Annotated in this window: 26 protein-coding genes; 8 read left to right on the forward strand and 18 right to left on the reverse strand. The window is 66.3% G+C overall.

Annotated features, from left to right (window positions below):
• Window positions 1-16 precede the first annotated feature (16 nt).
• The 3 genes from HU735_RS17750 to HU735_RS17760 form a co-directional block, all read right to left on the reverse strand.
• Window positions 17-1,315: an FAD-binding oxidoreductase gene (locus HU735_RS17750; RefSeq protein WP_186714571.1), complete on the reverse strand. Its 1,299-nt coding sequence runs from the start codon at window positions 1,313-1,315 to the stop codon at window positions 17-19.
• Window positions 1,316-1,563: 248 nt separating this feature from the next.
• Window positions 1,564-2,721 carry a cationic peptide resistance protein CprA gene (gene cprA / locus HU735_RS17755; RefSeq protein WP_186714572.1) on the reverse strand — a complete coding sequence of 386 codons (1,158 nt, stop codon included), beginning with the start codon at window positions 2,719-2,721 and terminating at the stop codon, window positions 1,564-1,566.
• 376 nt (window positions 2,722-3,097) lie between these two features.
• Window positions 3,098-3,928 (reverse strand): alpha/beta hydrolase, encoded by an 831-nt coding sequence (locus HU735_RS17760; RefSeq protein WP_186714573.1) that lies wholly within the window; start codon window positions 3,926-3,928, stop codon window positions 3,098-3,100.
• A 118-nt stretch (window positions 3,929-4,046) separates the two neighbouring features.
• Between HU735_RS17760 and HU735_RS17765 the strand changes: the two genes are divergently transcribed.
• Complete coding sequence (locus HU735_RS17765) at window positions 4,047-4,472, forward strand: MerR family transcriptional regulator (RefSeq protein ID WP_186714574.1); 426 nt, start codon at window positions 4,047-4,049, stop codon at window positions 4,470-4,472.
• A 114-nt stretch (window positions 4,473-4,586) separates the two neighbouring features.
• Here HU735_RS17765 and HU735_RS17770 read toward each other — a convergent pair whose 3' ends face one another.
• A complete protein-coding gene (locus tag HU735_RS17770; protein ID WP_186714635.1) occupies window positions 4,587-5,540 on the reverse strand; it encodes an acetoacetate decarboxylase (ADC) in 954 nt (317 codons plus the stop codon).
• Window positions 5,541-5,747: 207 nt separating this feature from the next.
• On the opposite strand from HU735_RS17770, the gene HU735_RS17775 reads away from it, so the two are divergent.
• The 3 genes from HU735_RS17775 to katB all read left to right on the forward strand — a co-directional run bounded on the left by HU735_RS17775 (window position 5,748) and on the right by katB (window position 9,152).
• Entirely contained in the window at window positions 5,748-6,974 is a 1,227-nt protein-coding gene (locus HU735_RS17775; RefSeq protein ID WP_186714575.1) for an NADH:flavin oxidoreductase/NADH oxidase family protein, read from the forward strand.
• Between the two features lie 56 nt (window positions 6,975-7,030).
• The gene (gene arfB, locus HU735_RS17780) at window positions 7,031-7,444 is read left to right on the forward strand and encodes an alternative ribosome rescue aminoacyl-tRNA hydrolase ArfB (protein ID WP_084942307.1); all 414 of its coding nucleotides are present in this window, start codon (window positions 7,031-7,033) and stop codon (window positions 7,442-7,444) included.
• Window positions 7,445-7,610: 166 nt separating this feature from the next.
• Window positions 7,611-9,152 (forward strand): catalase KatB, encoded by a 1,542-nt coding sequence (gene katB / locus HU735_RS17785; RefSeq protein ID WP_186714576.1) that lies wholly within the window; start codon window positions 7,611-7,613, stop codon window positions 9,150-9,152.
• A 141-nt stretch (window positions 9,153-9,293) separates the two neighbouring features.
• Here the strand turns inward: katB and HU735_RS17790 are convergent, their stop codons facing one another.
• Entirely contained in the window at window positions 9,294-10,517 is a 1,224-nt protein-coding gene (locus HU735_RS17790) for an MFS transporter (RefSeq protein WP_186714577.1), read from the reverse strand.
• A gap of 143 nt (window positions 10,518-10,660) precedes the next feature.
• Between HU735_RS17790 and HU735_RS17795 the strand changes: the two genes are divergently transcribed.
• Window positions 10,661-11,593, forward strand: a complete 933-nt coding sequence (locus HU735_RS17795; protein ID WP_186714578.1) for a LysR family transcriptional regulator — start codon at window positions 10,661-10,663, stop codon at window positions 11,591-11,593.
• Window positions 11,594-11,626: 33 nt separating this feature from the next.
• On the opposite strand, the gene HU735_RS17800 is transcribed toward HU735_RS17795, so the two are convergent.
• The 7 genes from HU735_RS17800 to HU735_RS17830 all read right to left on the reverse strand — a co-directional run bounded on the left by HU735_RS17800 (window position 11,627) and on the right by HU735_RS17830 (window position 17,696).
• Window positions 11,627-12,532 carry a MurR/RpiR family transcriptional regulator gene (locus HU735_RS17800; RefSeq protein WP_186714579.1) on the reverse strand — a complete coding sequence of 302 codons (906 nt, stop codon included), beginning with the start codon at window positions 12,530-12,532 and terminating at the stop codon, window positions 11,627-11,629.
• Between the two features lie 78 nt (window positions 12,533-12,610).
• A complete protein-coding gene (locus tag HU735_RS17805; RefSeq protein ID WP_186714580.1) occupies window positions 12,611-13,375 on the reverse strand; it encodes an ATP-binding cassette domain-containing protein in 765 nt (254 codons plus the stop codon).
• Window positions 13,376-13,394: 19 nt separating this feature from the next.
• Complete coding sequence (locus HU735_RS17810) at window positions 13,395-14,507, reverse strand: succinylglutamate desuccinylase/aspartoacylase family protein (protein ID WP_186714581.1); 1,113 nt, start codon at window positions 14,505-14,507, stop codon at window positions 13,395-13,397.
• Between the two features lie 9 nt (window positions 14,508-14,516).
• Window positions 14,517-15,215: an ABC transporter permease gene (locus tag HU735_RS17815; RefSeq protein ID WP_186714582.1), complete on the reverse strand. Its 699-nt coding sequence runs from the start codon at window positions 15,213-15,215 to the stop codon at window positions 14,517-14,519.
• A gap of 12 nt (window positions 15,216-15,227) precedes the next feature.
• The gene (locus HU735_RS17820; protein ID WP_186714583.1) at window positions 15,228-15,917 is read right to left on the reverse strand and encodes an ABC transporter permease; all 690 of its coding nucleotides are present in this window, start codon (window positions 15,915-15,917) and stop codon (window positions 15,228-15,230) included.
• 24 nt (window positions 15,918-15,941) lie between these two features.
• On the reverse strand, window positions 15,942-16,718 hold the full coding sequence (locus HU735_RS17825; RefSeq protein ID WP_186714584.1) for an ABC transporter substrate-binding protein: 777 nt from the start codon (window positions 16,716-16,718) through the stop codon (window positions 15,942-15,944).
• Between the two features lie 177 nt (window positions 16,719-16,895).
• Window positions 16,896-17,696 carry an NAD(P)H-dependent oxidoreductase gene (locus HU735_RS17830; protein WP_186714585.1) on the reverse strand — a complete coding sequence of 267 codons (801 nt, stop codon included), beginning with the start codon at window positions 17,694-17,696 and terminating at the stop codon, window positions 16,896-16,898.
• Between the two features lie 84 nt (window positions 17,697-17,780).
• Here HU735_RS17830 and HU735_RS17835 point away from each other — a divergent pair, with 84 nt between their 5' ends.
• The gene (locus tag HU735_RS17835) at window positions 17,781-18,692 is read left to right on the forward strand and encodes a LysR family transcriptional regulator (protein ID WP_186714586.1); all 912 of its coding nucleotides are present in this window, start codon (window positions 17,781-17,783) and stop codon (window positions 18,690-18,692) included.
• A 4-nt stretch (window positions 18,693-18,696) separates the two neighbouring features.
• Here the strand turns inward: HU735_RS17835 and HU735_RS17840 are convergent, their stop codons facing one another.
• Entirely contained in the window at window positions 18,697-19,134 is a 438-nt protein-coding gene (locus HU735_RS17840; RefSeq protein WP_186714587.1) for a carboxymuconolactone decarboxylase family protein, read from the reverse strand.
• Between the two features lie 196 nt (window positions 19,135-19,330).
• Between HU735_RS17840 and HU735_RS17845 the strand changes: the two genes are divergently transcribed.
• Together HU735_RS17845 and HU735_RS17850 are read left to right on the forward strand one after the other, a co-directional pair.
• Window positions 19,331-19,789 (forward strand): nucleoside deaminase, encoded by a 459-nt coding sequence (locus tag HU735_RS17845; protein ID WP_186714588.1) that lies wholly within the window; start codon window positions 19,331-19,333, stop codon window positions 19,787-19,789.
• Window positions 19,786-20,979 carry a cyanate transporter gene (locus HU735_RS17850; RefSeq protein ID WP_186714589.1) on the forward strand — a complete coding sequence of 398 codons (1,194 nt, stop codon included), beginning with the start codon at window positions 19,786-19,788 and terminating at the stop codon, window positions 20,977-20,979. Before HU735_RS17845 ends, HU735_RS17850 begins: the two co-directional genes overlap by 4 nt.
• Here the strand turns inward: HU735_RS17850 and HU735_RS17855 are convergent.
• The 5 genes from HU735_RS17855 to glcD all read right to left on the reverse strand — a co-directional run bounded on the left by HU735_RS17855 (window position 20,972) and on the right by glcD (window position 26,976).
• Entirely contained in the window at window positions 20,972-22,405 is a 1,434-nt protein-coding gene (locus HU735_RS17855) for a PLP-dependent aminotransferase family protein (RefSeq protein WP_186714590.1), read from the reverse strand. The genes HU735_RS17850 and HU735_RS17855 overlap by 8 nt on opposite strands.
• A 252-nt stretch (window positions 22,406-22,657) precedes the next feature.
• Entirely contained in the window at window positions 22,658-22,999 is a 342-nt protein-coding gene (locus tag HU735_RS17860) for a hypothetical protein (protein WP_186714591.1), read from the reverse strand.
• A gap of 165 nt (window positions 23,000-23,164) precedes the next feature.
• Window positions 23,165-24,421 (reverse strand): glycolate oxidase subunit GlcF, encoded by a 1,257-nt coding sequence (gene glcF, locus HU735_RS17865; RefSeq protein ID WP_186714592.1) that lies wholly within the window; start codon window positions 24,419-24,421, stop codon window positions 23,165-23,167.
• Window positions 24,422-24,430: 9 nt separating this feature from the next.
• Window positions 24,431-25,477, reverse strand: coding sequence for a glycolate oxidase subunit GlcE (glcE, locus tag HU735_RS17870; protein WP_186714593.1), 1,047 nt, complete (start codon window positions 25,475-25,477; stop codon window positions 24,431-24,433).
• On the reverse strand, window positions 25,477-26,976 hold the full coding sequence (gene glcD, locus HU735_RS17875) for a glycolate oxidase subunit GlcD (RefSeq protein WP_186714594.1): 1,500 nt from the start codon (window positions 26,974-26,976) through the stop codon (window positions 25,477-25,479). Before glcD ends, glcE begins: the two co-directional genes overlap by 1 nt.
• Window positions 26,977-26,982 lie beyond the last annotated feature (6 nt).

Genomic DNA, 26,982 nt, shown 5'->3' on the forward strand with positions numbered 1-26,982 from the left:
TCTTGTTCAAAAGGAATCAACGGCGGCCGTTGAAGAAGCCCGACAGCTGATGCACGGTCTTGCCGGCGGTAAGCAGCAGCGGGCGGATATGGTCCTTGCCGAGGATGCGCGCATGCTTGACCGAGCTGATCAGGTCGTAGCGGCTGGAACCTTCGCTCATGCCTTCGGCGAGGATCTTGCAGATGATGTGGCTGGGGGTGACACCGAAACCCGAATAGCCCTGCACGTAGAAGGCGTTGGGACGGTTGCTCAGGGTGCCGATCTGCGGGAACAGGTTGGCGCTGGTGGCCATCGGCCCGCCCCAGGCCAGGTCGATGCGCACGTCCTTGAGGTAGGGGAAGATCTTCAGCATCAGGTTGCGGTTCCAGGCCTTCAGGTCCTTCGGGATGTGTTCCACGAACGGGGTGGCGGCGCCGAACAGCAGGCGGTTCTCGCGGGTGACGCGGTAGTAGTCGATCACCGGGCGGATGTCGCTGTAGGCGCCGCGGATCGGGCTGATGCGCTGGATGAGTTCGTCCGAGAGCGGTTCGGTCATCAGCTGGAAGGCGTAGGTGTTGACGGTGCGCGCATGCAGCTCGGGTTCGAGCTTGTTGAGGAAGCTGTCACAGGCCCACAGCAGTTTGTTGGCCTTGACCGAGCCGCGCCCGGTGCGCACGGTGATCCGCTCGCCGTAGTGCACCTCCAGGGCCGGGCTGTGCTCGAAGATCCGTGCGCCGTGGCCGACCAGGGCCTGGGCTTCGCCGAGCAGCAGGTTCAGCGAATGCACGTGACCGCCGCCCATGTGCAGCAGGGCGCTGCTGTAGGCGTCGGAGCCGATGATCTGCTTGACCTCCGAGCCGCCGAGGAAGCGAATCTCGTCCTTGCCGTTGATCGCCTTGAAGTCCTTTTCCCAGGCGCGCAGGGTTTTTTCCTGACGAGCGTTGAAGCCCATGTAGCCGTAGCCGTGGCAGAAGTCGGCGTCGATCTGGTAGCGGGCGATGCGGTCCTTGATGATGCCGGCGCCCAGTTCGCTGATCTCGAAGATCTCGCGCAGGCCTTTCTCGCCGACGCTGCCCTTGATCTTCTCCAGGTCGTGGCCGATGCCGGCCATGATCTGCCCGCCATTGCGGCCGGTGCCGCCGAAGCCCAGGTAGCGGGCCTCGAGCACGACGACGTTGGTGATGCCTTTCTCGGCCAGCTCCAGGGCAGTGTTGATGCCCGAGAAGCCGCCGCCGATCACCACGACATCGGCGTCGATGTCGCTTTCCAGGGTGGGGAAGCTCAGGTTGTACTTCTTGGTGGCGGTGTAGTAGGTAGGCGTTTCGATGTTGATCATGGCGCAGCCTGGACAGTTGGAATTGTTGGACAGCAGGGCTTGCACAAGCGCTGGCGGTTGCAGGCATTGAGCACCTAACGACTGGTAGGTGTCTTGCCTGGGGCTGCCAGGATTTTGCTTCAGGCTGCCAGGGATTCCATCTCAAAAGGCATACGGCGGCAGCATGACCTCCACGGGAGGTGTGGTGATCATGCGCCTCATGAATATGTTAAGTAAATCGCCGCCAGCGGCTGCATGGCGAATGGCTTTTACTTGAAATCCCACTGCATCTGCGTGGCGATGCTCACGCCGCTGGACGACTTGACACACACGTCCAGGTAGTCGGTGAAGCGTGGCGGCACGGCGATGCCTTCTTCCAGCAGCCGGCTGTTGTCGAACAGGTAGTTGAGATCGGCGAAGCCGCTGTACAGGCGCAGTGCGCGCAATACCAGCCGCGGGTTGGCCGGGCCGATGCGGGCTTCGAAGCGGCTGGCCAGCGACTTCAGGTCGTCGACATCGACCTTGCGGTAGCGCTCGCCCACCGGTTGAGCGCCATTGGCCAGGGCGAAGGCCTGGTCGATTTCAGCGAAGGTGCAGGCCGAGTGATGGCCGGCGGAGATGTGGTACAGGTCATGGCCCAGGCGCGGCTTGAGGGCCAGGCCGATCAGCGCCTCGGCGCAATAGTCCACCGGGATCACGTCGATCTGTTCGTCCAGGCCGCAGGTGAAGCTTTCCAGGGCGAAGCCCATGCGGAACACCCAGAAGATGCTGCCCGACGCCTGGCAACCCAGGCTGCGATGGCCGACCACGATGGACGGTCGCGCCACCACCAGGGGCAGGGCGGGCAGCTCCTCACGCAGGCGTCGCTCGATCTCCGCCTTCGAAGCGGTGTAGTCCACCAGTTGCTGGGCCGCCTCGGGGAATTCCCAGGACTCGCTGATCGGCGACTCGCGCTGCGGGCCGCAGCACATGGCGGTACCCACGTGCAGGAAGCGCTTCAGGCGCGCGGAGCGGCTCAGCACCTGGGCGAAGGCGAAGGTGCCCTCGACGTTCACCGGCCAGATGTTGGGGTTTTTCGAGAACGACGCCACGGCGGCGCAGTTGATCACCCGGTCGATCTGCATCAGCCGCGGAGTCTCGCGGGCCAGCCAGGCGGTGTCGAGGAAATCGCCGCAGATGATCTGCGCCTCGCTCAGCGCCAGGCCCTGGCGGTCATCGACACCATGCTGGCGCAGGTTGTCGCGCAGGCGTTGCAGGCCCTGGGCCGGGTTGTCGGCGCGGACCAGGAAGCACAGGGCGTCGGCATGGCCTTCGGTGATCATCCGGGCGGCGACGGCGCCCCCGAGAAAACCTGTGGCGCCGGTCAGCAGGATACGTTCCTGGGTTGGATGGACAACGTCGAGCGTGACGGTGGCAGGGGTGTTCATAGGTTTCCTCGGTCAATGACGGGCCCGGACTACATCCCGTGACGGGGTGTAGAAGTGTTGTGGAAGTTGGGCCGAACAGCAGTTTCAGGCGCACAGTCATACGCACTCTTGAGTCAAGAGAAGGCAGCCGTACCTGGTTGGTTTGAAACCACCCTGCCCAGGTAACGCGGGACGTTACCAGGTACACGGGTATTTAATTGTCTGGCTCGTGGCCTGTTAATTCAATTAACAGTTGTGGCCGATATGGAGGTTTTTGGTGAAAGTATTTTAATGGGTGTTGAACAGCTGTAAGTGCGTGTAGGCAATATGTAAAAAGTTTTAAAGTTGTTGCTCGATGAAATATTTGTCGGGGGCGCGGCGGCCCCCGACATGTGCCTCAACCGCGCAAGAATGCCAGCAGGTCCTTGTTGATCACGTCGGCATGGGTGGTCGGCATGCCGTGGGGGTAGCCCTTGTAGGTCTTCAGGATGCCCTTGGGCAGCAGCTTGGCCGATAGCGGCCCCGAGTTCTCGTAGGGCACGATCTGGTCGTCGTCGCCATGCATCACCAGCACCGGGACGGTCACTTTCTTCAGCGACTCGGTGAAGTCGGTCTGGGAAAACGCGACGATGCCGTCGTAGTGCGCCTGGGCGCCGCCCATCATGCCCTGGCGCCACCAGTTGAGGATCACCCCCTGGTCCGCTTTGGCCCCGGGGCGGTTGTAGCCGTAGAACGGCCCCGCCGGGATATCGTGATAGAACTGCGCCCGGTTGGCCTTGAGCTGGGCCTGGAGGTCGTCGAACACCGACTTGGGCAATCCGCCGGGGTTGCCGTCGGTCTTGACCATCAGCGGCGGAACCGCGGCGATGATCGCGGCCTTGGGCACCTTGTCTTCGGGATGGCGGGCCATGTAGTGGATCACCTCGCCGCCGCCGGTGGAGTGGCCGACATGGACTGCGCCCTCGACGCCCAGGTGCTTGACCACGGCGGCCACATCGTCGGCGTAGTGGTCCATGTCGTGGCCGTCCCAGACCTGGCTCGAGCGGCCGTGGCCACGGCGGTCATGGGCGACCACGCGATAACCTTCGGCGACGAAGAACAGCAGTTGGGCATCCCAGTCGTCGGCGCTCAGCGGCCAGCCGTGGTGGAAGAAGATCACCTGGGCGTTACGGGGTCCCCAGTCCTTGTAGAAGATTTCGACACCGTCTTTGCTTGTGACGTATCCCATTTCGCTTCTCCTTGTTTCCAGGGTGTGGAGCGGTCAGGCCGGTGAAGGTTCACCTGGCCACCGGACAACTCTAGGATTAAAGTGCGCTTGAAGGTCAATGCAAATTCAAAGGTGCCGGATGAGAATAGGAGAGTTGGCCAAACTTACCGGGCTGGCCGCGTCGCGCATTCGCTTCTACGAGGCCAGCGGGCTGATCAGTTCCGTCGAACGCAAGGCCAATGGTTATCGCGACTACGACGCCGACGCGGTGTGGGTGCTGGAGATGATCACCAACGCCCAGGCTGCCGGGTTCTCGCTGGAGGAGATCCGCCAGTTGCTGCCGGCCAAGGCCAAGGGCTGGCAGCATGACGAACTGCTCGGCGGGCTCAAGCGCAAGGTCGAGGAAATCGAGCGGCTGCAGGAGCGCCTGGCGCGCAACAAGGCGCAGTTGCTGCTGGTGATCGAAGGGATCGAGAGCAAGCCCGAGGGCATGCCTTGCGTGGACAACTCGCAACGGGTGCTGGAGCGGTTGCGCGAGGAGCTTGCCCAGCGTTCAAAGTTGTAGATACCACCAGCGTGGGAGCGGGCTTGCCCCGCGATCACTCGGCACGATGCACCGCATCGCGGGGCAAGCCCGCTCCCACGCAGCCCCCATCAGATCATTGAATCGCGTTTCGCTTCAGTCGCCCGAGGCCAGCGCCGCCAGCGGCCTGGGCGCATACAACGCGCTCTGGAACTCAGGCACATACTCGTACTTGACCATTCGCCCCAGCTGCAGATCGCGGATATAGCGCGACAGCTCGCCATCCCCCAGCACCAGCTCCGCCGAATCCCCGCTCATGCTCGAGGCATGCAGGGTCTGGCGCGAGGTGGCGTAGCCGTAGGCCAGTTGCCCCTTGTGGTCGAGGTTGGTGAAACTGTTGGTCACCAGGCCCGGTTCAGCGGACAGCCCCTCGAGTTTCTTCGCCCTGAAGATCACGTCCACCTTGCCGCTGCACGCATCGCCGATGTTGTAGGTCACCGCCCGCGCATCCTCGCGGCGGTCGATCGCGGTCAGCCACTTGGGCAGGTTGTAGCCCACCACGCCGCGCACCCGCGCCAGCTCGGTATTGACCGGCAGCTTGAGCACATAACCCCAGAAATCCTTGGCCATCGACTGGCCAAGCAGGGAGAAGGGCCCCAAGTTCGCCTTGCCGGGCTTGCTGGTGATGATCGACAGGGCGATCTCGTTGTAGCTGTCGTTGTCGCAGTAGTCGTAGGTGTAGGCGGTAAACGCCACCAGCCCGCGCCCCGGCCACACCTGCAACGGTTGCACTTGTTCCAGCACTTCGGCGGGCATCAGGGCGCGCAGGCGGTCCAGGTCGGCGGTATAGACGGCGGTGACGCGGCTGTTCCTGTAGTAGAAGTTCGGCGAATAGGAGGTAAAGCCCATGTCGACCCGGGTCTTCTCCAGGCCCTTGAACCAGCTCAGGTCGATGCCCGGCGCCTCGGCCTGGATCACGGCCAGCGGCGGGTTGGAACGGTAGCGGTCGTAAAGCCCGCCCTTGAGCACCGGCACCGAGAGCCCCGCGATGTCGATCTGCGTGGTTTCGGCGTGTTCAGGGAGGCCATTGGCGGCGTGGGTGACGGGCATCAGCAGGGCGCCGGCCAAGGCGGTTGCGCTTGCGAGTTTCACGGTGCGGTATCTCCAGGGGTGGGTAAGGGCAGTCACTGCGCAATCACCCTAACGTTCAACCCAACTTGAGAGTCAATGATCAAATTTTCGACAATTCAGGGCTTGACCTTAAAGTTGACTTCAAGGCTAACGTCTGCGCAACGCCACTTTCTCGAGGTATTGCCGATGGACGTGTTCTCCTCCCTGACCCTGCCCAATGGCGCGGTCGTCCCCAACCGCATCGCCAAGGCCGCCATGGAGGAAAACATGGCCGATGCCGACCATGCGCCTTCGGACCGCCTGATGCGCCTGTACCAGGCCTGGGCGCAGGGCGGCGCCGGTCTGCTCATCAGCGGCAACGTCATGGTCGACCAGCGCGCCATGACCGGCCCCGGCGGCGTGGTGCTGGAGGATGACCGACACCTGGCGCGTTTTCGCCAGTGGGCCGCCGTTGGCCGCTCGAAGGGTGCGCAGTTCTGGTTGCAGATCAACCACCCCGGACGGCAGATGCCGGCGAGCCTCGGGCAGCAGACCTGGGCGCCCTCGGCCGTGGCGCTGGACCTGGGCAACATGTCCAGGCATTTCTCCACCCCGCGGGCGATGCCTGCCGAGGTAATCGACGAGGTGATCCGGCGCTTCGCCAACTCCGCGCGGCTTGCCGAGCAGGCCGGCTTCAGCGGCGTGCAGATCCACGCGGCCCATGGCTACCTGCTCAGCCAGTTCCTTTCGCCGCTGAGCAACCAGCGCACCGACCAGTGGGGCGGCTCCCTGGACAACCGCGCGCGGCTGCTGCTGGAGATCGTCAAGGCGGTGCGCGCGGTGGTGTCGCCCGGCTTCGCCGTGGCGGTCAAGCTCAACTCGGCGGACTTCCAGCGTGGCGGCTTCAGTGCTGACGATGCCCGGCAGGTGGTGCGCCTGCTCAATGAGCTGGCGGTCGACTTGGTGGAGCTGTCCGGTGGCAGCTACGAGGCGCCGGCGATGCAGGGCCAGGCTCGGGATGGCCGCACGCTTGCGCGTGAAGCGTACTTTCTGGAGTTCGCCCGGGACATTCGCACGGTGGCGAAGATGCCGGTGATGGTCACCGGCGGTATCCGCCGTCGACCGGTCGCCGAGCAGGTGGTGCAGAGCGGCGTCGAGATGGTCGGTATCGGCACCGCCCTGGCCATTGCGCCGGCCTTGCCCCGTGCGTGGCAGGCGGGGGAGACGGTGGTGCCGGAACTGCGCCCGATCACCTGGAAGAACAAGGCGCTGGCTTCGCTGGGCAACATGGCCATGGTCAAGTTCCAGCTGCGCAGGCTGAGCGAGGCCAAGGCGCCCGAGCCCGGGGTCTCTCCATTATGGGCGCTGCTTCGCCAGCAATGGACCGACGCCATGCGCGCCAGGCAGTACCGGCGGCGCATGGCACAGGCCTGACACCCCAGGGCGCCAAGGAGATGCGATAATGGCCGCGCTATCACAAGAGGCGCACCATGCTGATCATCTCCAACAACGTGCATCTGCCGGATGCCGAGATCGAACTGACCTACATCCGCGCCCAGGGCGCCGGCGGGCAGAACGTCAACAAGGTCTCCAGCGCCGTGCACCTGCGCTTCGACATCCCGGCCTCGTCGCTGCCCGCGTTCTACAAGGAGCGGCTGCTGGCGCTGCGCGACAGCCGCATTACCGGTGACGGCGTGTTGATCATCAAGGCCCAGCAGTACCGTACCCAGGAACAGAACCGCATGGACGCACTGGAGCGCCTGGCCGAGCTGATCATCGGCGCCGGCAAGGTCGAGAAGAAGCGCCGGCCGACCAAGCCGACCCTCGGTTCAAAGACCCGCCGCCTCGATTCGAAGTCCAGGCGTGGGACGATCAAGGCGGGGCGCGGAAAGGTGGATTTCTAGGGCTCAATGCAGGACAGCTCTGCTTGCCTATAGCATTCATGAATAAAAAACAGGATTGAAATTACCAATTGCACTGATGAGCAGGATCAATTTAGTGATCGGTCACGGGCTCCTTACCCTTTTCGAGGCGCATCAAGACGCCTGAAAAGAACCTTTAGGAGTACCCATGATCCCTTTGCTCAAGCTGTTCCAACCCGGTCGCCTGCTGGTGGCGGGCAGCCTCGCCGCCAGTCTGCTGTCGCTGTCCGTGCAGGCCGCCACCCTGACCCGTGACAACGGCGCGCCGGTCGGCGACAACCAGAACTCGCAAACCGCCGGCCCCAACGGCTCGGTGCTGCTGCAGGACGTGCAACTGCTGCAGAAGCTGCAGCGTTTCGACCGTGAGCGCATCCCCGAGCGTGTGGTGCACGCCCGCGGCACCGGCGCCCATGGCCAGTTCACCGCCAGTGCCGACATCAGCGACCTGAGCATGGCCAAGGTGTTCCGCCCCGGCGAGAAGACCCCGGTGTTCGTGCGCTTTTCCTCGGTGGTGCACGGCAACCACTCGCCGGAAACCCTGCGTGACCCACGCGGCTTCGCCACCAAGTTCTACACCGCCGACGGCAACTGGGACTTGGTCGGCAACAACTTCCCGACCTTCTTCATCCGCGACGCCATCAAGTTCCCGGACATGGTCCACGCCTTCAAGCCGGATCCGCGCAGCAACCTCGATGACGATTCGCGCCGCTTCGATTTCTTCTCCCATGTACCGGAAGCCACCCGCACCCTGACCCTGCTGTACTCCAATGAAGGCACGCCAGCCAGCTACCGCGAGATGGACGGCAACAGCGTGCACGCCTACAAGCTGGTCAACGCCAAGGGCCAGGTGCACTACGTGAAGTTCCACTGGAAGAGCCTGCAAGGGCAGAAGAACCTCGACCCGAAACAGGTCGCCCAGGTCCAGGGCCGCGACTACAGCCACATGACCCACGACCTGGTCAGCGCGATCAGCCAGGGCAAGCTGCCGAAATGGGACCTGTACATCCAGGTGCTCAAACCCGAGGAACTGGCCAGGTTCGACTTCGACCCGCTGGACGCGACCAAGATCTGGCCCGACGTGCCGGAGCGCAAGATCGGCCAGATGGTGCTCGAGCGCAACGTCGACAACTTCTTCCAGGAGACCGAGCAGGTGGCCATGGCGCCGTCGAACCTGGTACCGGGCATCGAGCCGTCCGAGGATCGCCTGCTCCAGGGGCGCCTGTTCGCCTACGCCGATACCCAGATGTACCGGGTCGGCGCCAATGGCCTGAGCCTGCCGGTGAACCGCCCGCGGGCCGAGGTCAACACCGTCAACCAGGATGGCGCGATGAACGCCGGGCACACCGACAGCGGCGTGAACTACCAGCCGAGCCGCCGCGAGCCGCGTGACGAGCAGGCCGAGGCGCGTTACGTGCAGACCCCGCTGAGCGGCAGCACCCAGCAGGCGAAGATCCAGCGCGAGCAGAACTTCAAGCAGGCGGGCGAGCTGTTCCGTTCCTACGGCAAGAAGGACCAGACCGACCTGATCAACAGCCTCGGCCAGGCCCTGGCGACGGCGGACGAGCAGAGCCGCTACATCATGCTGTCATTCTTCTACAAGGCGGATGCGGACTACGGCACCGGTCTGGCCAAGGTGGCCAAGGCCGATCTCGAGCGGGTCCGGGAGTTGGCGGCGAAGCTCAAGGACTGAGCGGCGCGGATCCGTAGAAGCGGGTTTATCCGCGATCACCCACGAAGCTGGGCGCGTCATGGATAAATCCGTTTCTCCTCCGCTATCGGCGCCTGAGGTTGCAATGCCTCCCGATCTGTCCAGCGAGTGGTAGTAGAGGGGTCAACCCGGGTGGTTGCGTGAGCAACTGACCCGGGGACCATCGACCACGTGACGATAGGCGCAAAGCGCGGCCAGCATCGCCACCAGCGAGGCCAGCACGCCGATCAGGAATACCGCGGGTACCCCCTGCTGGCGGGCGAGCAGGCCGGCCAGCGGTGCCGTCAGGCCGATGGAAATATCGAAGCAGGCGTCATAGAAGCCGATGGCCAACCCCAGGCTGTGCAATGGCACCGCACGCAGCGCCACCAGCGCCAGCAAGGGATAGATCATCGACACACCGAAGCCGCTCAGTGCCGCCCCCAGCATCGCCTGGGCGGGGCTTGCCGCCAGCCACAGCAGCAACTGGCCGATGGCCTCGATGGCCAGCATCGACAAGGCCATGCCCGGCCCCGCGGTGCTGTCCACCCGAGCGCCGAACAACAGGCGGGCGCAGACGTAACCGGCGGCGAACGCCGCGAGGGCATAGCCGGCGCCGTTCCACTGATGGTGCGCGTAGGTCAGGGTGATGAACGACGACACCGACACATAGCCCACGGTCGCCAGCGCAAACACCAGGCCAGGGCGCCAGATTCGGGCCAGCAGCGCCGCCAGGGGCATCGACGCGCCCGACGCGTGGACGAGGCGGGCCGCCGGCGTGCGCAGTGCAACGAGCAGGCCGAACAGCGGAATGATCGCCGTCACCGCCGACACCCAGGCAAAGCTTGCGACTTCACCCAGCTGCGCCGCCACTGCCGCGCCGCAGGCGATGCCGGCGAACATGGCGATGCCGATCCAGGACAGCGCCTTGCCGGCCTGCTCTGCGCCGAACAGGGCGATCGGCCAGGTACTGCCACCGGTAAACAGCAGGCTCTGGGCAAAGCCCATGGCGATCCGCCCGGCGATGATGGCCGCCAGGCTGGCCGCAGGGGCATCCTGCAGTTGCGCGGCCAGCAGGTAGCAGAGGCCGGAGACCGCGCTGCCCAGCAGACCCAGAACCACCGCCCGTTTCGGGCCGCGACGATCCGCGGCGGTCCCGGCGAAATGACGGGTGAGCAGGGTAGCCAGCGACTCGACGCCCATGACGCACCCCACCATGAGCATGCCGTAGCCCAACTGCCCATGGACCCACAACGGCACGCTGGCCAGTGGCATGCCCATGGTCATCAGGCCGAGGAACACCGCGGTGGCCACCGGTAGCAAGCGGCCGGTTTCCGTGTGCTGTGCAGGTTGCGTTTCAATGGTCATGGTCCAGGTCCCTGGGCAGGTGAAAGGGGCAGGCAGGCGCTTGGGGCCACCTTGCTTTTGCCGTAGCCTATTGGAGAACCCAGGATTGATCTGGGCGATAAATTCCGCAGGTAGCGGAATTTTCGTCATCAATGGAGTGGCTGATGTACGCATCCGAACGGTTGAAGGGAATCGACGTCTTCGTCGCGGTGGCCGAGATGGGCAGCTTCAGCGCTGCCGCCGAGCGCCTGAGTCTCAGTGGCTCGGCGGTAAGCAAGGGGGTGGCGCGGCTGGAGGCGCGCCTGGGGGCACGATTGTTCAACCGCACTACCCGCAGGCTGTCGCTGACCGAGGCGGGCGCGCTGTTCTACAAGACCTGCACCAGCGTGCTGGCCGATCTGGAAGAGGCCGAGCAGGCCATCTTCGCCGAAAGCGACACCCCCCACGGCAAGGTACGCATCGATCTGCCGGCCGCCTTTGGCCGACTGCATGTGCTGCCGCTGATCGTGGCGTTCACTCAGGCGCATCCGCGTTTGCAGCCGCATGTGTCGTTCTCCGACCGCTACATCGACCCGGTGCAGGAGGGCGTGGACATCCTGGTGCGCATCGGCGGCGCGCAAGCCTGGCCTGCGGCCCTGGGGCACCGGTATTTCGGTGCCCAGCGCCTGGCGTTCTGCGCCTCGCCCGACTACCTGGCGCGACACGGCACGCCACAGGACGAGCAGGCCCTGGAGCACCACCTGTGCATCGGCTATGGCGAGGCCACAGGTCTGGTCACGCCGTGGTACCTGGGCGGTGGGTTGCCGGGCGAGATCAGGCAGAGGATCGTCCAGCCACACCTGGCCATCGGCGATGGCGAAGGCATGCTCGACGCGGTCCTGGCGGGTCTGGGCATCGGCCAGCTGCCGACCTGGCTGACCCGAACGCATATCGAGGGTGGCACGCTGGTCGAGGTGTTGCCGCAGCTCACCTCGCAGGGATTGCCGATGAATCTGGTCTGGCTGAAAAGGCGGGAGGGATTGCCCAAGGTACGGGCGTTGCTCGACTACCTGTTGCCCCGATTGAGTGCCGAGGGCTGCTCAGGGGGAGCGGCGTAAATTCACGGTGATCTACCCAGCTGTCTGGCGCACCTACTTTCTGCTGAACTTGTCACCTGGCACATGCAGATACGACATCACGCTTTCAGTGAGCTCGGTGGCCAGTTTCACCGCTTCCTTGTTACGCGCCATAACCCCGGCCACCAGGCCTTCGATCAATGCCAGCACGGCGATGTTGGAGCTGGTCAGCACCGGATGATCAGCAGGGGCATACAACACGTGACGGGCCAGCGGCGCCAGCGGCGAGGCCGGGGAGTCGGTGATGGCCAGCACGGTGGCCTTGCGCTCATGGGCGAAGCGCGACAGCTGCAGGGTGTCCTGGGAGTAGCGTGGCAGGGCGATGGCCAGCAGCACATCCTGCTCGGTGATCGCGGCAAGGCGGTAGGCGGCGTTCTCGTTGCCGCCTTCCATGCTGATGGCGCAGGCGTCCTTGCAGAACGGCACCAGGGTCGAGGCGGCCAGGCCCGCCAGGTAGACACTGTTGCCGAACCCCAGCACATAGACCTTGCGCGCCTCGAGCAGGCAGCCGACGAACGCCTCGAAGGCGTCGGCCTGGTTGTTGCTGGCGGTGGTCGCCAGGTTGCTGCTGGCGCTCTGGATCTGCTCATGCAGGCCGAACTCGCCACCTGGGCGTTGGGCCAGTTCGTTGCGCAGCTTGTCCACCGGCGAGACCATCTGTTGCAGGGTCGCCACCAGCTCGGCCTTCATGCCGCTGTAGCCGCCCAGGTCCAGGGCCTTGGCCAGGCGGTTGACCGCGGCCGGCGAGGTGGCGGTGGCCTGGGCCATCTCCTCGATGGTCAGGGTCGCGGCCTTCAGCGGATGGCGCAGGATGTAGTCGGCGACCTTGCGCAGGGACGGCGGCAGTTCGCCCAGGCTCTGCGACAGCTTGCGCATGACCGCGGAGGCGTAGACGGTGGTGTTCTTGGTATGGCTCGACATCCGGCGCGACGCTCCCTGAAAGTTGCCGGTAGTGTATCCCAAGGCGCCCGGCGGCGGAGCTGCGGAGCGCCTCGGCGTTTACTTCAGGCTGCCGGCGAGGAACTGGCGCAGGCGTTCGGACTGCGGCCGGGCCAGCACTTCGCGTGGGTCGCCGCGCTCCTCGGCCTGGCCCTGGTGGAGGAACAGCAGCTGGTTGGACACCTCGCGGGCGAAGCCCATCTCGTGGGTGACCACGACCATGGTGCGGCCCTCCTGGGCGAGATCCTGCATGACTTTGAGCACCTCGCCGACCAGCTCCGGGTCGAGCGCCGAGGTCGGCTCGTCGAACAGCATCACCTCGGGCTCCATGGCCAGGGCCCGGGCAATCGCCACCCGTTGCTGTTCGCCACCGGACATGTGCGCCGGGTAGGCGTCGCGGCGATGGCCGACACCGACCTTGGCCAGGTAGTGCTCGGCCTTGTCCCGGGCCTCCTTGCGGTTCATGCCGAGCACGTGCACCGGGGCTTCCATGACGTTGTCCAGGGCGCTCATGTGCGACCACAGGTTGAAGTGCTGGAAGACCATGCTCAACCGCGCACGCAGACGCTGCAGCTGGCGCGGGTCCGCCGCGCGCAGCCCGCCGCGGGCGCATTCGCGCAGCTTGAGCTGTTCGCCGTTGACCAGGATCTGCCCGGCATTGGGTTGCTCGAGCAGGTTGATGCAGCGCAGGAAGGTGCTCTTGCCCGAGCCGCTGGAGCCGATGATGCTGATCACATCACCGGCGTCGGCCTGCAGCGAAACGCCCTTGAGCACCTGGTGGTTGCCATAGCTTTTGTGCAGGTCGTGGATTTGCAGTTTGTTCATCAGTCGGTACTCGCAGGGGTCAGTCGCTGAGCAAGCGACCTTGGCGGATGGAGGTGCTGCCGGCGACCTTGGCCAGCCACAGGCCGGGCTGGGCGAAGCGCAGGCGTTCACGGGCGTAGAGGATGCCGTCGGTGGTGGCCCTGACCACGCTGTGGCGATCGCTGAGCGGATCGAGCACTTCGAACAGCGGATCGCCGACCCGCACCTGCGCGCCCAGCGGCTGCAGGTAGCTGACCACGCCCGGGTGTTCGGCGTAGGCGTACTGCGCGCCGGCGAAGGGCGTGGGTTGGCAGCAGTGTTCCGGCGCGGCCGGCCACGGGCCGCTGATCAGGCCCTGGTCGGCGAGGTAGCCGAGGATCTGCTCGGCGCTGGCCTGGCACTGCTCGCGCTCGGTGTCGGCCATGCCGCGCAACTCGATGGTGGTCGCTACGCAGGCCAGGGGAATCTCGGCTTCGGGGAAGTACTCGCGCAGGTGCAGCCAAGGCGCCGCGCAGGCTTCATCGAAGGCATCGCCGCCGGCGCCTTCGGCCAGCAGCGCCGCTTGCGCGCCGAGGCGGGCGGCGAGCGGGCGCAGCTGGGGCCAGTGCTGCGGCATGGCGTACAGCAGCATCACCGATTCGAAATCGCAGTGCAGGTCCAGCACCAGGTCGGCGTCGCAGGCGTGGCGCAGCAGCAGGCGGCGCAGGCCGTCGAGCTCCGAGTCGGGCGCGGGCAGTTCATCAAGCAGTTCGAGCATGGCCCGGCGGATGGTTGCCACGTTAGCCTGGCCATCGCTGCCCAGGCGGCCTTCCAGGTGGGCGGCCAGCGCTTCGGTCAGTGCCGGGAAGTCGCGATTGAAGTTCTTGCCGCTGTTGAACTCGAAGCGGCCCTGGTGGGTGGCCTGGAACATCTGGCCGATGCCGATCGGGTTGGCCAGCGGCACCAGTTCGATCACCGCAGTCAGCCGGCCTTGCGCCTCGAGTTCGAGCAGGCGGCGCTTGAGCTCGATGGCCACGCGCATCCCCGGCAGCTCGTCGGCGTGCAGCGAGGCCTGGATATAGGCCTTGCGCGGGCCGCTGCCAAAGCGCAGCACGCGCAGGGAGCGCTGGGTCCCGCAGGCGCACCAGGGCAGGATATGGTCGATGTGCTGCATGAAAGCTCCTTAGTGCTTGCGGGGGGCGAGGTAGGCCAGCCAGTGGCGCTCGGCCAGTTTGAACAGGCGTACCAGCAGGAAGGTCAGGACCAGATAGATCAGCCCCGCAGTGATGAACGCCTCGAACGGCAGGTAATAGCGCGCATTGAAGGTCTTGGCCGCGCCGGTGATGTCGACCAGGGTGACGATCGAGGCCAGGCTGGTGGTCTGCAGCATCATCAGCACTTCGTTGCCGTACTGCGGCAAGGTGCGGCGTAGCGCCGAGGGCAGCAGGATGCGCCGGTACAGCGTCAGCCTCGACATGCCCATGGCGCGTGCCGCTTCCACCTCGCCGCGCGGCGTGGCGCGCAGGCTCCCTGCCAGCAACTCGGCGCTGTAGGCGCTGGTGTTGATGGCGAACGCCAGGCAGGTGCAGAACGTGGCGCTGGACAGGTAGGGCCACAACGGGCTCTGGCGCACCGCCTCGAACTGCGCCAGCCCGTAGTAGATCAGGAACAGCTGCACCAGCATCGGCGTGCCGCGGATCACATAGGTGTAGAGCCAGGCCGGGTAGCGCAGCAGGCACGCGCGCGAGACCCGCATCAATCCCAGCGGGATAGCCAGGGCCAGGCCGCAGGCCAGCGAGATCAGCAGCACTTTGAGGGTCAGGGCGATGCCGTTGAGGTACAGCGGCAGGTTCTGCCAGATCAGCGGATAGTCGAGTGTCATCGGGCAGATCCCCTAGAGTTCGGCGGCGTTGAAGCCGACCGAATAGCGTTTCTCCACGCCGCGCAACAGCAGCAGCGAGGCACTGGTCAGCAGCAGGTACAGCGCCGCCACGGCGAGGAAGAAGGTGAACGGCTGGTGGGTGGCGTCGGCGGCGTTCTTGGCCTTGAACATCATGTCTTGCAGGCCGATCACCGAGATCAGCGCGGTGGACTTGGTCAGCACCAGCCAGTTGTTGGTGAAGCCCGGCAGCGCCAAGCGCACCATCTGCGGGAGGCTGATCCGCCGGAACACCTGCAGGGCGCTCATGCCGTAGGCCATGCCGGCCTCGGCCTGGCCTTTGGGGATGGCCAGGAAGGCGCCGCGAAAGGTCTCCGAGAGGTAGGCGCCGAAGATGAAGCCCAACGTGCAGACGCCGGCGACGAAGGGGTTGATGTCGATGTACTGCTCGTAACCCAGTGCCAGCGCCAGGCGGTTGACCAGGTCCTGGCCGCCATAGAACACCAGCAGGATCAGGACCAGGTCGGGAATGCCGCGCACCACCGTGGTGTAGACCTCGCCCGGTAGCGCCAGCCATTTCAGGGGGGACAGGCGACAGGCCGCACCGAACAGGCCCAGGCCGATGGCCAGGGCCATCGCCAGCAGGGCCAGGTGGATGCTCAGCCAGGCGCCATCGAGAATGCTCGATCCGTAGCCGTGAAGCATGATGAAAATCCTCGTCAGCCTGCGCTATTGGCCGTAGATGTCGAACGGGAAGTACTTGCGCTGCACCTGCTGGTAGGTGCCATTGGCGCGGATCGCGGCGATGGCGGCGTTGAGCCGCGCCAGGTTGGCGCTGTCGCCCTTGCGCACGGCGATGCCGGCGCCGCGGCCGAAATAGTGCGGGTCGGCGATGTCCGGGCCGACCAGGGCGAAGCCCTGGCCTGACGGGGTCTTGATGAAGCTCTCTTCGGTGTTGACGATGTCGGCGAGGGTGGCATCCAGGCGCCCGGACACCAGGTCGAGGAAGGCTTCGTTCTGCGAGGCGTAGCGGACGATCTCGACCCCCGCCGGCTCCAGTTGCTCGGTGGCGAAGCGGTCATAGGTGGACGACCTTTGAACCCCGACCTTGCGGCCCTTTAGGTCCACCGCCGGAGTGTCGAGCCGGCTGCCGGCCTTCATCGCGAACTTGCCGGGGGTCTGGTAGTACTTGTCGGTGAAGTCGACCGACTTCAAGCGATCCTCGGTGATCGACATCGACGACAGCACCGCGTCGATCTTGCGCACCTTCAACGACGGGATCATGCCGTCGAACTCCTGGATCACCCACTGGCACTTGACCTGCATTTGCGCGCACAGGGCATTGCCGATGTCGTAGTCGAAGCCGGCGAGTTCGCCTTCAGGGGTGCGGTAGGAGAAGGGCGGGTAGGCGGCCTCGATGCCGAGGCGCAGGCTGGCGTCGTCGGCCTGGGCGAAGGCGCTGCAGGCACAGAGTGCCAGCGCGCCGAGAAGTCCTGTCTTGTTCATGTTCTTGACTCCGGTGGGTGGGGCGTACCGTTCAGGGCCCTGTTTGGGAGGGGCCTGGGCACGGAGAAGAAAATGACATGAAATATTTCATTAATCAATATGGTGAAAATAATTGTGTCAGATTGATGATCAACAGTGTCCACCGACAGAGTTGTGGCGGACACCTCGTGCCTCTCGCTAGACCACTGTTGCCGGCATGTCGTCGGCAACATGCACACCCAATCCATCCCGGCCAGGCGCAAGCTCAGGCCGCAGGGTCAGCGCCGGGATCGCATAATCCCCGCCGTTCTGCCGCCGGAACGGAATGGGCGCATCACGCCACAATCCATCGAGCCGCTTGCCCAGCGCCTTGCACGCCGCCGCAAAGCCCGCCTCATCGACCCGGCTGGTGCGGTACACCGCAAACGGCGGTAGCACCTCGAACCCCGGGTAGAACAGGATGCCGTGCTGGATGGGGAACAGGATGTCGTTGAGCGGGCCATTGATGCCGCGCTCGCTGTAGTGCGAGGCCCAGCCACCCATGCTGACCATCAGCATGGCGCGCTTGCCCGCCAGCCGGCCCTCGCCGTAGCGATCCCCCCAGTGCTGGTCGGAGTGCTCGCCGACACCGTAGGCGAAGCCATAGGCGTACACCCGCTCGACCCAGCCCTTGAGGATCGCCGGCAGGCCGAACCACCACAGCGGAAACTGCAGGATCACTGCGTCGGCCCACTGCAGCTTGGCCTGTTCGGCGACGATGTCGGCCGCCTGGGTGCCGTCGGCGAACGCCCGGCGCGAGGCGTCGGAGGGACTGAAGCGTTCATCGGCGGGGTGTTCGACGCTGTCGTCGGCGTCCAGCACGGCCTTGAACTTCATCGCATAGAGGTCCGAGACCTGGACATGGTGGCCCTGGTCTTCGAGATGACGGACGGCGAAGTCCTTGAGGGCGGCATTGAGCGAGCGGGGTTCGGGATGGGCGTAGACGATCAGGATATTCATGGTCGGGCTCCAGTAGGGGATGGCCAAAGCATGCGGATACCCGGAATATTGTTGAAATGAATAGATGAAATTGCAGGTATTGCCATGCATGATTCATTGCGAAGTCTGGACCTGAACCTGCTGGTCACCCTCGACGCGCTGCTTGCCGAACTCAACGTCACCCGCGCCGCCGAACGCCTGCACCTCGCCCAGCCGACGGTCAGCGTGCAGCTGGCACGTCTGCGCGATGCATTGGGCGATCCGTTGCTGTTGCCGGGGGCTCGCGGCATGCGCCCGACCGCCCGCGCCCTGGTGCTGCGCGAGCCCTTGAGCCAGGCCCTGGAAGCGTTGCGCCTGGCCATCGCCGCCGAGCGGCCATTCGACCCGGCCCTGGCGCAGCTGACCTGGCGGGTGGCCGCGACCGACTACACCGAAGCGACCATCCTGCGTCCTGCGCTGGGCGCACTGCGCGCGGCCGCCCCCGGCACGCGCCTGGCGATCGTCGACATGAACCCGCCGACGCTGGTGCGCAAGGCCGAGCAGGGTGAGCTGGACCTGGCCTTCCATATCGCCATCGATGCACCGCCTGGTTTGCGCCAGCGCCCGTTGTTCGCCGACCGCTACGTGCTGGCCGGGCGTGTCGATCACCCGCGCCTCAGGCGTCGGCCAACGCTCAAGCAGTTCTGTGCGCTGGAGCATGTCATCGTCTCGCCCGACGGTGGAGGTTTCACGGGGCCCACCGACGACGCCCTGGCCAAGCAGGGCCTGGCGCGCAATGTGGTGCTGTCGGTACCGCGCTTTTCGGGGCTTGCGGCGATGCTGGTCGACAGCGACCTGGTGGCCATGCTGCCGCAGCGCCTGGTGGCCGGGAATCCGGCCCTCAGGGTGGTGGAGGCGCCCTTGGCGGTGCCGGGCTTCGAGATGCTGATGCTGTGGCCGGAGCGGGTGCACCGCGATCCTGCGCATCAGTGGTTGCGTGAGCAGTTGGCCAGGGCGGTGCTGTTGCAGGCGCCCTGAGCGGTTATGCCGGCACCATGGCAAAGCCCACGCCGAAGCGGTTCCAGGCATTGATGGTGGCGATGGCCAGGGTCAGGTTGGCGACCTCCTTGGCGCTGAAGTGCTCCAGCAGCGCCTGGTATTCGTCCTGCGGCGCGCCACGCTCGGGCAGGCGGGTCAGGCTTTCGACCCAGGCCAGGGCGGCCCGCTCGCGCTCGCTGAAGTAGCGGGTCTCGCGCCAGACGCTCAGGGTCTGCAGGCGCGCCTCGGTTTCGCCGGCCTTGCGCGCATCGTTGGCGTGCATGTTGACGCAGTAGGCGCAGCCATTGATCTGCGAGGCGCGCAGGCGGATCAGTTCGAGCAGCGAATGCTCCAGGCCCGAGGCGACCAGCGCCTGCTCGAGGCCGATCATGGCCTTGTAGGCTTCCGGCGAGTGTTTGGCCCATTCGATACGGTCATGCATGGTGAGGCTCCAGTTCGACAAGAGGAAAGTGGCACTACCTTAGCGCCAGGCCGGGCCGCGCCGAATAGCCAATCCCGCGCTTTGCCAGGAGGCCAATCCACCATTCGGATGCGCACTGACAGGCATCCAATCTCTTCATTTCTGCCAGGGCGGCCGAGGCGGGATAATGGGCAGGTCTTCACCTGAGAACCGTTTCATGTCCGCAGATCGATTCATGCGCGAGGCCCTCGAGCTTGCCCGCGCCAATATCCAGGCCGGTGGCCGCCCCTTCGGCGCCGTGCTGGTCCACCAGGGGCAGGTAATCGCCCGTGCCGTCAACCAGATCCACAGCACCCAGGACCCCACCAGCCACGCCGAGATGCAGGCCATCCGCCAGGCCGCCCAGGTGCTCGGCCGAGCGCGTCTGGACGGCGCCGAGATCTACGCCAGCGGCCATCCGTGCCCGATGTGCCTGGCCGCCATGCACCTGTGCGGCATCGAGCGCGCCTGGTTTGCCTACGACAACGACGAGGGCGAGCCCTATGGTTTGTCCACCGCCGCGGTGTATGCGCAGATGGCCCGCCCGCCTCAGCAGCAGAGCCTGCCCCTGCGCCCGCTGAAACCGGTGGGTGAAAGCGGCCTGTACCGTGAATGGCAGCAGGCCGGCGAAGCATGAGGGGCGTGTTGAACCTGTTGCTGGTGGTGCTGCTGGCGTTGAACCTGCGGCCGATCCTCACCAGCATCGGCCCGCTGCTCGAGCCCATGCGCCAGAGCACCGGCCTGGGCTACCAGCAGGCAGCGCTGCTGACCGCATTGCCGGTGCTGTGCATGGGCCTGGTGCCGCTGCTGCAACCCTGGCTGCGGCGCTGGCTGAGCGAGCATGGCGGCATGCTGGCGGGGCTGGCGGCCATCGCCCTGGCGTGCCTGTGGCGCCTGCAGCTGGACAGCGCCTGGGCGCTGATCGTAAGCGCGGTGGTCGCAGGCCTCGGTGTCGCCGTGGTGCAGGGCATGATGCCGGGGCTGGTCAACCGCTGGTTCCCCGGCCGCCTGGCGGCGACCATGGGGCTGTATTCGGCGGCGTTGATGAGCGGCGGTGGCCTGGCGGCGGTGCTTGGCCCATCGATCACCGCGTATTTTGGCCATTGGCAGTTCGGCCTTGGCCTGTGGGCGTTGCCGGCGCTGCTGGCGATCGTGGCGTGGACTGTCCTGCGTCCGCGCCAGGACACACCGGCCCTGGCCGGTGGTGGCGGCGGGCACTGGTTCGGCAACCGCCGGGCCTGGCTGCTGGCGCTTTACTTCGGGCTGATCAATGGTGGCTACACGAGCATGGTCGCCTGGTTGCCAGCCTATCACCTCGAGCACGGCGGCACGGCCCAGGGTGGCGGCGAGCTGGTTGGTCTGATGACCATCTTCCAGGTCTGCGGTGCCCTGGGCCTGCCGTTGCTGCTGCGGCGACTGGTCGATCGGCGGCCGGGCCTGTGGCTGGCCTTGCTGATCCAGCTCGCTGGCTTCCTTGGCCTGCTGCTGGCGCCGGCCAGCGCCATGGGCTTGTGGGTGGCGCTGATCGGCCTGGGCCTGGGCGCGTGCTTCAGCCTGAGCCTGACGCTGACCCTGGAGCACCTGCGCACGCCCGGCGAAGCCGGCAGCCTGGCGGCTTTCGTCCAGGGTGTGGGCTTTATCGTCACCGGTATCGTGCCGTACATCACCGGCTGGTTGCGTGATGCCAGCGGCGACTTCCAGGCCTCCTGGACCCTGCTCACCTGCACCGTGCTGGCGATGCTGCTGGTGACCGTGCGTTTCGCCCCGAAAGGCTATGCGCGGGCCATCGCCCGTGAGGGGCGAGTCGCTGAGGCAGCGCTCAACTGAGGCGCTGCAAGGTGTCACCGACCCGGTCCAGCGCCGGGTCGATATCCAGCAGCTCGATGGCACCGAAGCCGAACAGCAGCCCCGGCCTGACCGGCGCTTCGCTGAAGAACGGGGCCAGGGAGTAGAGGCCGACTTCTACCTTGCGCGCCAGGTTGATCAACAGCTCGATATCCACCCCCGGCTTGGCCAGCGCGCTCAGGTGAAAGCCGGCGCTGGCCGGCACCGCGTCGAACCACGGCGCCAGGTCGCCACCCAGGCGCGCCAGGATCCGTTCGCGGCGGGCGCTGTACACCTCGTGGCAACGGCGAATGTGCTTGTTCAGGTGACCTTCGCTTATGAAGCGGGCCAGGGCCCATTGCTGCAGGGTCGGGCTGTGCCAGTCGCTCAGGTGCTTGGCCACGCAGGCGGCCTGCAGCACGGCCGGCGGCAGCACCGCGTAGCCCAGGCGCAGCTCCGGCAACAGAGTCTTGGAGAAGGTCCCGACATAGGCCACCAGGCCATGTCGGTCCAGGCGCAGCAGGGCTTCGGCGGCCGGCCCCTGGTAGCGGAACTCGCAGTCGTAGTCGTCCTCGATGATCAGCGCGCCGAGCTCGGCAGCCCGGGCCAGCAGCGCCTGGCGCCGCGGCTCGGCCATGGGCATGCCGAGCGGAAACTGGTGCGAGGGTGTCACGTAGATCAGCCGGGTGCCGTCCTCGATCTGCTCGACGCACAGCCCCTGGTCGTCCACCGGCACCGACTGCAGGCGCGCGCCCAGGGCCAGGAACAGCTGGCGCGCCGGTGGGTAGCCCGGGTCCTCCATGGCCACCTTGCAGCCGGGTTCGACCAGTACCCGGGCGATCAGGTCGAGGGCCTGCTGGGCGCCGTTGCACACCAGCACATCACTTGCAGTGCACTGGATGCCGCGGGTGAAGGCGATCTGGTGGGCGATGGCCTCGCGCAGCTCGGGCAGGCCCTGGGCGGAAAACTGTCGGTCGGGGTGGCGCTGGCTGCGGCGCAGGGCGTAGTTCATGCAGCTGCGCCAGTGGTCGTAGGGGAACTGCGCCTTGCTCGAGGCGCCGCCAATGAAGTCGTAGCGCGACGGCGCGTCCAGCGCCCGCCGACCCAGCACCGTGGCGCGCTGGCGCCAGCGTTCGAGGGTGTCGGCGGCGGCCAGGGGGATGTTGTCGCTGTCGCCCTGGCGCGGCGTGTGGCGTGGGGTGATGAAGGTACCGCGGCCGACCACGCCACTGAGCAGGTTGTCGTAGGTCAGGCGCGAGTAGGCCTCGGCCACGGTCTTGCGCGAAACGCCCAACTGCTCGGCCAACAGGCGTGTGGGTGGCAGTTGGGTGCCGGCCGCCAGGTGGCCGCTGTCGATGCCGGCGCGCAGTTGCTGGTAGAGCTGGTCGGCCAGGCCTTTGCGGCCTTCGAGGCGGATGTGCAGTTCCATCGGGGCAGGGGGTCCGAAGCGCAGGGGGTGTAAAAGCTTCGGGTTTTATCGACAAAGCTGCAAGGGCCCTGTAGATGACTGCGCTGTCGAACAGGGATTAGCGTTACCAGCATCATCAGCGTGGGAGCGGGCTTGCCCCGCGATGGCATAAGCACAGGCAACGATGCTGTCTGAACCCACGCCATCGCGGGGCAAGCCCGCTCCCACGCAGCCAAAAGGTCTGGGCAATTAATTTGCTGCAGGACGGCGTGTTCACAGGCGAGCGGTACTGATGGTGATGTAGCCTTTTTCCGGCAATGCGATGCGGATCACCGTTTCATCCTCGCAGGCCTTGCGTTTCTGTTGGATGCATACGCCATCCACCGCCGCTTCGCGCATGCGCGCGGGGATGGCGCGGCCCTTGGCATCGAAGAAGGCTTCGCTGGCGAGCAGCTCGACACGCTCGATCAGCTGGCGGGTGTGCTCGTCGGTGGCGCAGAAGAACCGCACCCCGGACAGGTGCGGGTTGTCGTCGGGGTTGCTGACCTCGTGGGCCAGCAGTTGACGCAGGGTGTGGCACAGTTCGCGGGTAGGGCGATGAGCATTTGTGGGCATGGCATGGCCTCGTCTGGATGGGGTTGGCCGCGCCGGGGCGGCGGTCACGTCTCCAGTCCTGATGATGTTTTGCCGAGGGTGGGGCAACAATCTAGAAGCTTCCGTACTTTCGGTAGGAGGGTTCCGAAATTACAGGCACCAGGTTAAACATCGCCTTGATCCGCGTCAGGTGCGGGGCACAATTTCCGTCGCCGCGACAGCGCCGGGCTCAAGCGCCGCCTCGACGATTTCGATCCAGTGCCGCACCGGCGTGCGACCGGCGCCGCCGAGGTGCAGCTGGCAGCCGATGTTGGCGGTGGCGATGACCTGTGGGTTGTCGCTTTCCAGAGCGTTGAGGCGGTTGTCGCGCAGCTGGCGCGCCAGCGTCGGCTGGGTCAGTGAATAGGTGCCGGCTGAGCCACAGCACAAGTGGCTATCCGGCACCTGGGTGAGATGGAAGCCCAGGCGGGCCAGCAGACCTTCCACCGCGCCGCCAAGCTTGAGGGCGTGCTGCAGGGTGCAGGGGCAGTGCACTGCCAGGCGCTGTTCGGCGCATAGGCCCAGATGCTCCAGTGGCTCGGCCTGCAGCACCTGCACCAGGTCGCGGGACAGGGCACTGACCGTGGCGGCCTTGGCGGCGTAACGTGGGTCTTGTTGCAGCAGGTGGCCATAGTCGCGGACAAAGGCGCCGCAGCCGCTGGCGGTTTGTACTATGGCCTCGGCCCCGGCCTCGATGGCCGGCCACCAGGCATCGATGTTGCGTCGGGCGCGGTCGAGGCCTCGTGCCTGGGCATCCAGGTGATAGTCCACTGCACCGCAGCAACCGGTTGCGGGGGCCGGCTCGACGCTGATGCCGAGCCTGTCGAGCAGGCGAGCGGCGGCGGCGTTGGTGTTGGGTGAAAGGGCCTGCTGCACGCAGCCTTCGAGCAGCAGCACGCGGCGGGCGTGGCGCGGCGCCGGGCGTTGACCCGGGGCGACGACCTGCGCCGGCAGCTTGTCCTTGAGGCTGGCCGGGAGCAGCAGGCGCAGGGCCAGCCCGGCGCGCACCAAGGCCTTGAATGCGCCCGGCCGTGGCACCACGGCACGCAGGCCCGCGCGCAGCAGGCGTTGCCCCGGTGGCCGGGGGACTTGCCGGTCGACCACGGCGCGGCCGATGTCGAGCAGGTTGTGGTACTCCACCCCCGACGGGCAGGTGGTCTCGCAGTTGCGGCAGCTCAGGCAGCGGTCCAGATGCGCCTGGGTGCTGGTGCCCGCCGGTTCGCCTTCGAGCACCTGCTTGATCAGGTAGATGCGCCCGCGAGGCCCGTCCAGTTCATCGCCGAGCAGCTGGTAGGTGGGGCAGGTGGCGGTACAGAACCCGCAGTGCACGCAGGAACGCAGGATGCGCTCGGCCTCGTCGGCGCGCGGCAGCTGGCGGGCGGATTCGCTCAGGTGGGTTTGCATGCCGTGGCCTCACAGATCGGCGTACAGGCGGCCAGGGTTGAACACACCCTGGGGATCAAGTTGGCGTTTCAGCGCCTGGTGATAGCGCAGCGTCAGCGGATCGAGTGGGGCGCTGCTGTCGTCGCCGGGCGCGTAGGCGGTGGCATGACCGCCGGCCTCGGCCGCCAATGCCCGGATGACCGACGCCGGGGCGTCGGACTTGAGCCAGCGCTGGGCGCCACCCCAGTCGATCAACTGCTGTCCCGGCAGTTCGAGTGCACCGCAGGCAATGGGCAGGGACAGTCGCCACAGCGTTGCGGGTGCGGCGAAGAACGCCAGGCGCTGCTCGCGCAGGTCTTGCCAGAAGCCGGTGTCGAAGGTTTCGCCACCCAGGCGCTCACGGGCCGATCGCACCGAACCTTCGCCGCCCTCCAGGCGCAGATGCAGTGCCTCGCCGTCATGGCAGGCGGCGCTGATCGGCAGCGCTTGCCGGCCCCATTCGGCGAGTGCGGCCAGCGCCTGCTGCATGCTTATCTCCAGGCGCAGGCCCAGGCACTGGCGTGGCCGCGGCAGCACCTTGAGCGACACTTCGGTGAGCAGCCCCAGGCAGCCGAAGCTGCCCGCCATCAGCCGCGACACGTCGTAGCCGGCGACATTCTTCATCACCTCGCCACCAAAGCGCAGGTGTTTGCCGTGGCCGGTGATCAGACGGGTGCCGAGGACATAGTCACGCACCGACCCGGCCCAGGGCCGGCGTGGCCCCGACAGCCCGGCCGCGACCATGCCGCCCAGCGTCGCCTCGGGCCCCAGGTGCGGTGGCTCGCAGGCCAGCATCTGCCCGGCCTCGTGCAGCGTCGCCTCGACCTCCCGCAGGGGCGTGCCGGCGCGGGCGGTGAGCACCAGCTCGGTGGGGTCGTAGCCGACGATGCCCCGGTGGCCACGGGTGTCGATGACCTGCCCGGTCACCGGGCGACCGAGCATGGCCTTGCTGTTGCCGCCCTGGATGCGCAACGGAATGCGCCGATCCAGCGCCTGGTTGACCTGCTCCAGCAGGTCCTGGCCGAGGTCCCTGTCCATCAGAAACGTTCCAGGTCGGGGAAGGGCAGTTGCCCGTGGTGCACATGCAGCGCGCCGAACTCGGCGCAGCGCTGCAGGGTGGGGATGTTCTTGCCCGGGTTGAGCAGGCCCCGGGGGTCGAAGGCGGCCTTGACCGCGTGGAACAGGGTGATCTCGTCGCTGTTGAACTGCGCGCACATCTGGTTAATCTTCTCGCGGCCCACGCCGTGCTCGCCGGTGATGCTGCCGCCGACGGCCACGCACAGTTCGAGGATCTGCCCGCCGATGGCTTCGGCGCGCTCCAGTTCACCGGGCAGGTTGGCATCGAACAGGATCAGCGGGTGCAGGTTGCCGTCGCCGGCATGGAACACGTTGGCCACCCGCAGGCCGTACTGCCGGGAAAGGTCGCTGATGCCCTTGAGCACCCGCGGCAACTCGCGGCGCGGGATGGTGCCGTCCATGCAGTAGTAGTCCGGGGAAATGCGCCCCACCGCCGGGAAGGCGTTCTTGCGCCCGGCCCAGAAGCGCACGCGTTCGGCTTCGTCGCAGGCCAGGCGCACCTCGCGGGCGCCGGCCTTGCGCAGCACGGCATCGACCCGGGCGCAGTCGTCCTGCACGTCGGCCTCGACGCCGTCGAGCTCGCACAGCAGGATTGCCGCCGCGTCCAGCGGGTAGCCGGCATGGATGAAATCCTCGGCGGCACGAATCGCCAGGTTGTCCATCATTTCCAGCCCCGCTGGGATGATCCCGGCGCCGATGATCTCGGCCACCGCGCCCCCGGCATCCTCGACGCTGTCGAAGCTGGCCAGCAGTACCCGCGCCACCTGCGGCCTGGGCAGCAGCTTGACGGTGACTTCGGTGACGATGCCGAGCATGCCCTCGGAGCCGGTGAACAACGCCAGCAGGTCGAAACCGGGGCTGTCCAGGGCGTCGCTGCCCAGTACCAGGCGTTCGCCTTCGATGGTTAGGATCTCCACCTTGAGCAGGTTGTGCACGGTCAGGCCGTATTTCAGGCAATGCACACCACCGGCATTCTCGGCGACATTGCCGCCGATCGAGCAGGCGATCTGCGAGGACGGATCGGGCGCGTAGTACAGCCCATGGGGCGCTGCCGCCTGGGAGATCGCCAGGTTGCGCACACCGGGCTGGACCCGGGCGAAGCGGCCCTGCGGGTCGATCTCGAGGATGCGCTTGAAGCGCGCCATCACCAGCAGGATGCCCTGGCTCAACGGCAGGGCGCCGCCGGACAGGCCGGTGCCGGCGCCGCGCGCCACCACCGGCACGCCGCGCTGATGGCAGAGCCGCAGCAGTGTTTGTACCTGTTCCATGCGCTCGGGCAACACCACCAGCAGCGGCAGCGTGCGGTAGGCCGAGAGGCCGTCGCACTCGTAGGGCTTGAGGTCTTCGCTGCGGTGCAGGATCTGCAGATCGGGCAGGGCCTCGCGCAGGGCGGCCAGCAGTGCCGGCTTGTCCACGGCCGGCAACGGTCCATCGACACGTTCGTCGTAAAGGATATTCATGCAGGC

The organism is Pseudomonas sp. BW16M2 (genome assembly GCF_014268865.1).
In the GTDB taxonomy this organism is placed as follows: Bacteria; Pseudomonadota; Gammaproteobacteria; order Pseudomonadales; family Pseudomonadaceae; genus Aquipseudomonas; species Aquipseudomonas peradeniyensis.

Bases quoted from the DNA above. Each gene is read 5' to 3' on its own strand.
- HU735_RS17800 (WP_186714579.1), bottom strand. From the start codon at position 12,532: ATGTCGAGCCATACCAAGAACACCACCGTCTACGCCTCCGCGGTCATG.
- HU735_RS17840 (WP_186714587.1), bottom strand. From the start codon at position 19,134: ATGCATGACCGTATCGAATGGGCCAAACACTCGCCGGAAGCCTACAAG.
- HU735_RS17815 (WP_186714582.1), bottom strand. From the start codon at position 15,215: ATGACACTCGACTATCCGCTGATCTGGCAGAACCTGCCGCTGTACCTC.
- katB (WP_186714576.1), top strand. From the start codon at position 7,611: ATGATCCCTTTGCTCAAGCTGTTCCAACCCGGTCGCCTGCTGGTGGCG.
- HU735_RS17770 (WP_186714635.1), bottom strand. From the start codon at position 5,540: ATGCCCGTCACCCACGCCGCCAATGGCCTCCCTGAACACGCCGAAACC.
- HU735_RS17820 (WP_186714583.1), bottom strand. From the start codon at position 15,917: ATGCTTCACGGCTACGGATCGAGCATTCTCGATGGCGCCTGGCTGAGC.
- HU735_RS17860 (WP_186714591.1), bottom strand. From the start codon at position 22,999: ATGCCCACAAATGCTCATCGCCCTACCCGCGAACTGTGCCACACCCTG.
- HU735_RS17765 (WP_186714574.1), top strand. From the start codon at position 4,047: ATGAGAATAGGAGAGTTGGCCAAACTTACCGGGCTGGCCGCGTCGCGC.
- HU735_RS17855 (WP_186714590.1), bottom strand. From the start codon at position 22,405: ATGGAACTGCACATCCGCCTCGAAGGCCGCAAAGGCCTGGCCGACCAG.
- HU735_RS17825 (WP_186714584.1), bottom strand. From the start codon at position 16,718: ATGAACAAGACAGGACTTCTCGGCGCGCTGGCACTCTGTGCCTGCAGC.
- HU735_RS17805 (WP_186714580.1), bottom strand. From the start codon at position 13,375: ATGAACAAACTGCAAATCCACGACCTGCACAAAAGCTATGGCAACCAC.
- HU735_RS17830 (WP_186714585.1), bottom strand. From the start codon at position 17,696: ATGAATATCCTGATCGTCTACGCCCATCCCGAACCCCGCTCGCTCAAT.
- glcF (WP_186714592.1), bottom strand. From the start codon at position 24,421: ATGCAAACCCACCTGAGCGAATCCGCCCGCCAGCTGCCGCGCGCCGAC.
- HU735_RS17750 (WP_186714571.1), bottom strand. From the start codon at position 1,315: ATGATCAACATCGAAACGCCTACCTACTACACCGCCACCAAGAAGTAC.
- HU735_RS17835 (WP_186714586.1), top strand. From the start codon at position 17,781: ATGCATGATTCATTGCGAAGTCTGGACCTGAACCTGCTGGTCACCCTC.
- glcD (WP_186714594.1), bottom strand. From the start codon at position 26,976: ATGAATATCCTTTACGACGAACGTGTCGATGGACCGTTGCCGGCCGTG.
- HU735_RS17795 (WP_186714578.1), top strand. From the start codon at position 10,661: ATGTACGCATCCGAACGGTTGAAGGGAATCGACGTCTTCGTCGCGGTG.
- HU735_RS17790 (WP_186714577.1), bottom strand. From the start codon at position 10,517: ATGACCATTGAAACGCAACCTGCACAGCACACGGAAACCGGCCGCTTG.
- cprA (WP_186714572.1), bottom strand. From the start codon at position 2,721: ATGAACACCCCTGCCACCGTCACGCTCGACGTTGTCCATCCAACCCAG.
- HU735_RS17775 (WP_186714575.1), top strand. From the start codon at position 5,748: ATGGACGTGTTCTCCTCCCTGACCCTGCCCAATGGCGCGGTCGTCCCC.
- HU735_RS17760 (WP_186714573.1), bottom strand. From the start codon at position 3,928: ATGGGATACGTCACAAGCAAAGACGGTGTCGAAATCTTCTACAAGGAC.
- HU735_RS17845 (WP_186714588.1), top strand. From the start codon at position 19,331: ATGTCCGCAGATCGATTCATGCGCGAGGCCCTCGAGCTTGCCCGCGCC.
- HU735_RS17850 (WP_186714589.1), top strand. From the start codon at position 19,786: ATGAGGGGCGTGTTGAACCTGTTGCTGGTGGTGCTGCTGGCGTTGAAC.
- glcE (WP_186714593.1), bottom strand. From the start codon at position 25,477: ATGGACAGGGACCTCGGCCAGGACCTGCTGGAGCAGGTCAACCAGGCG.
- HU735_RS17810 (WP_186714581.1), bottom strand. From the start codon at position 14,507: ATGCAGCACATCGACCATATCCTGCCCTGGTGCGCCTGCGGGACCCAG.
- arfB (WP_084942307.1), top strand. From the start codon at position 7,031: ATGCTGATCATCTCCAACAACGTGCATCTGCCGGATGCCGAGATCGAA.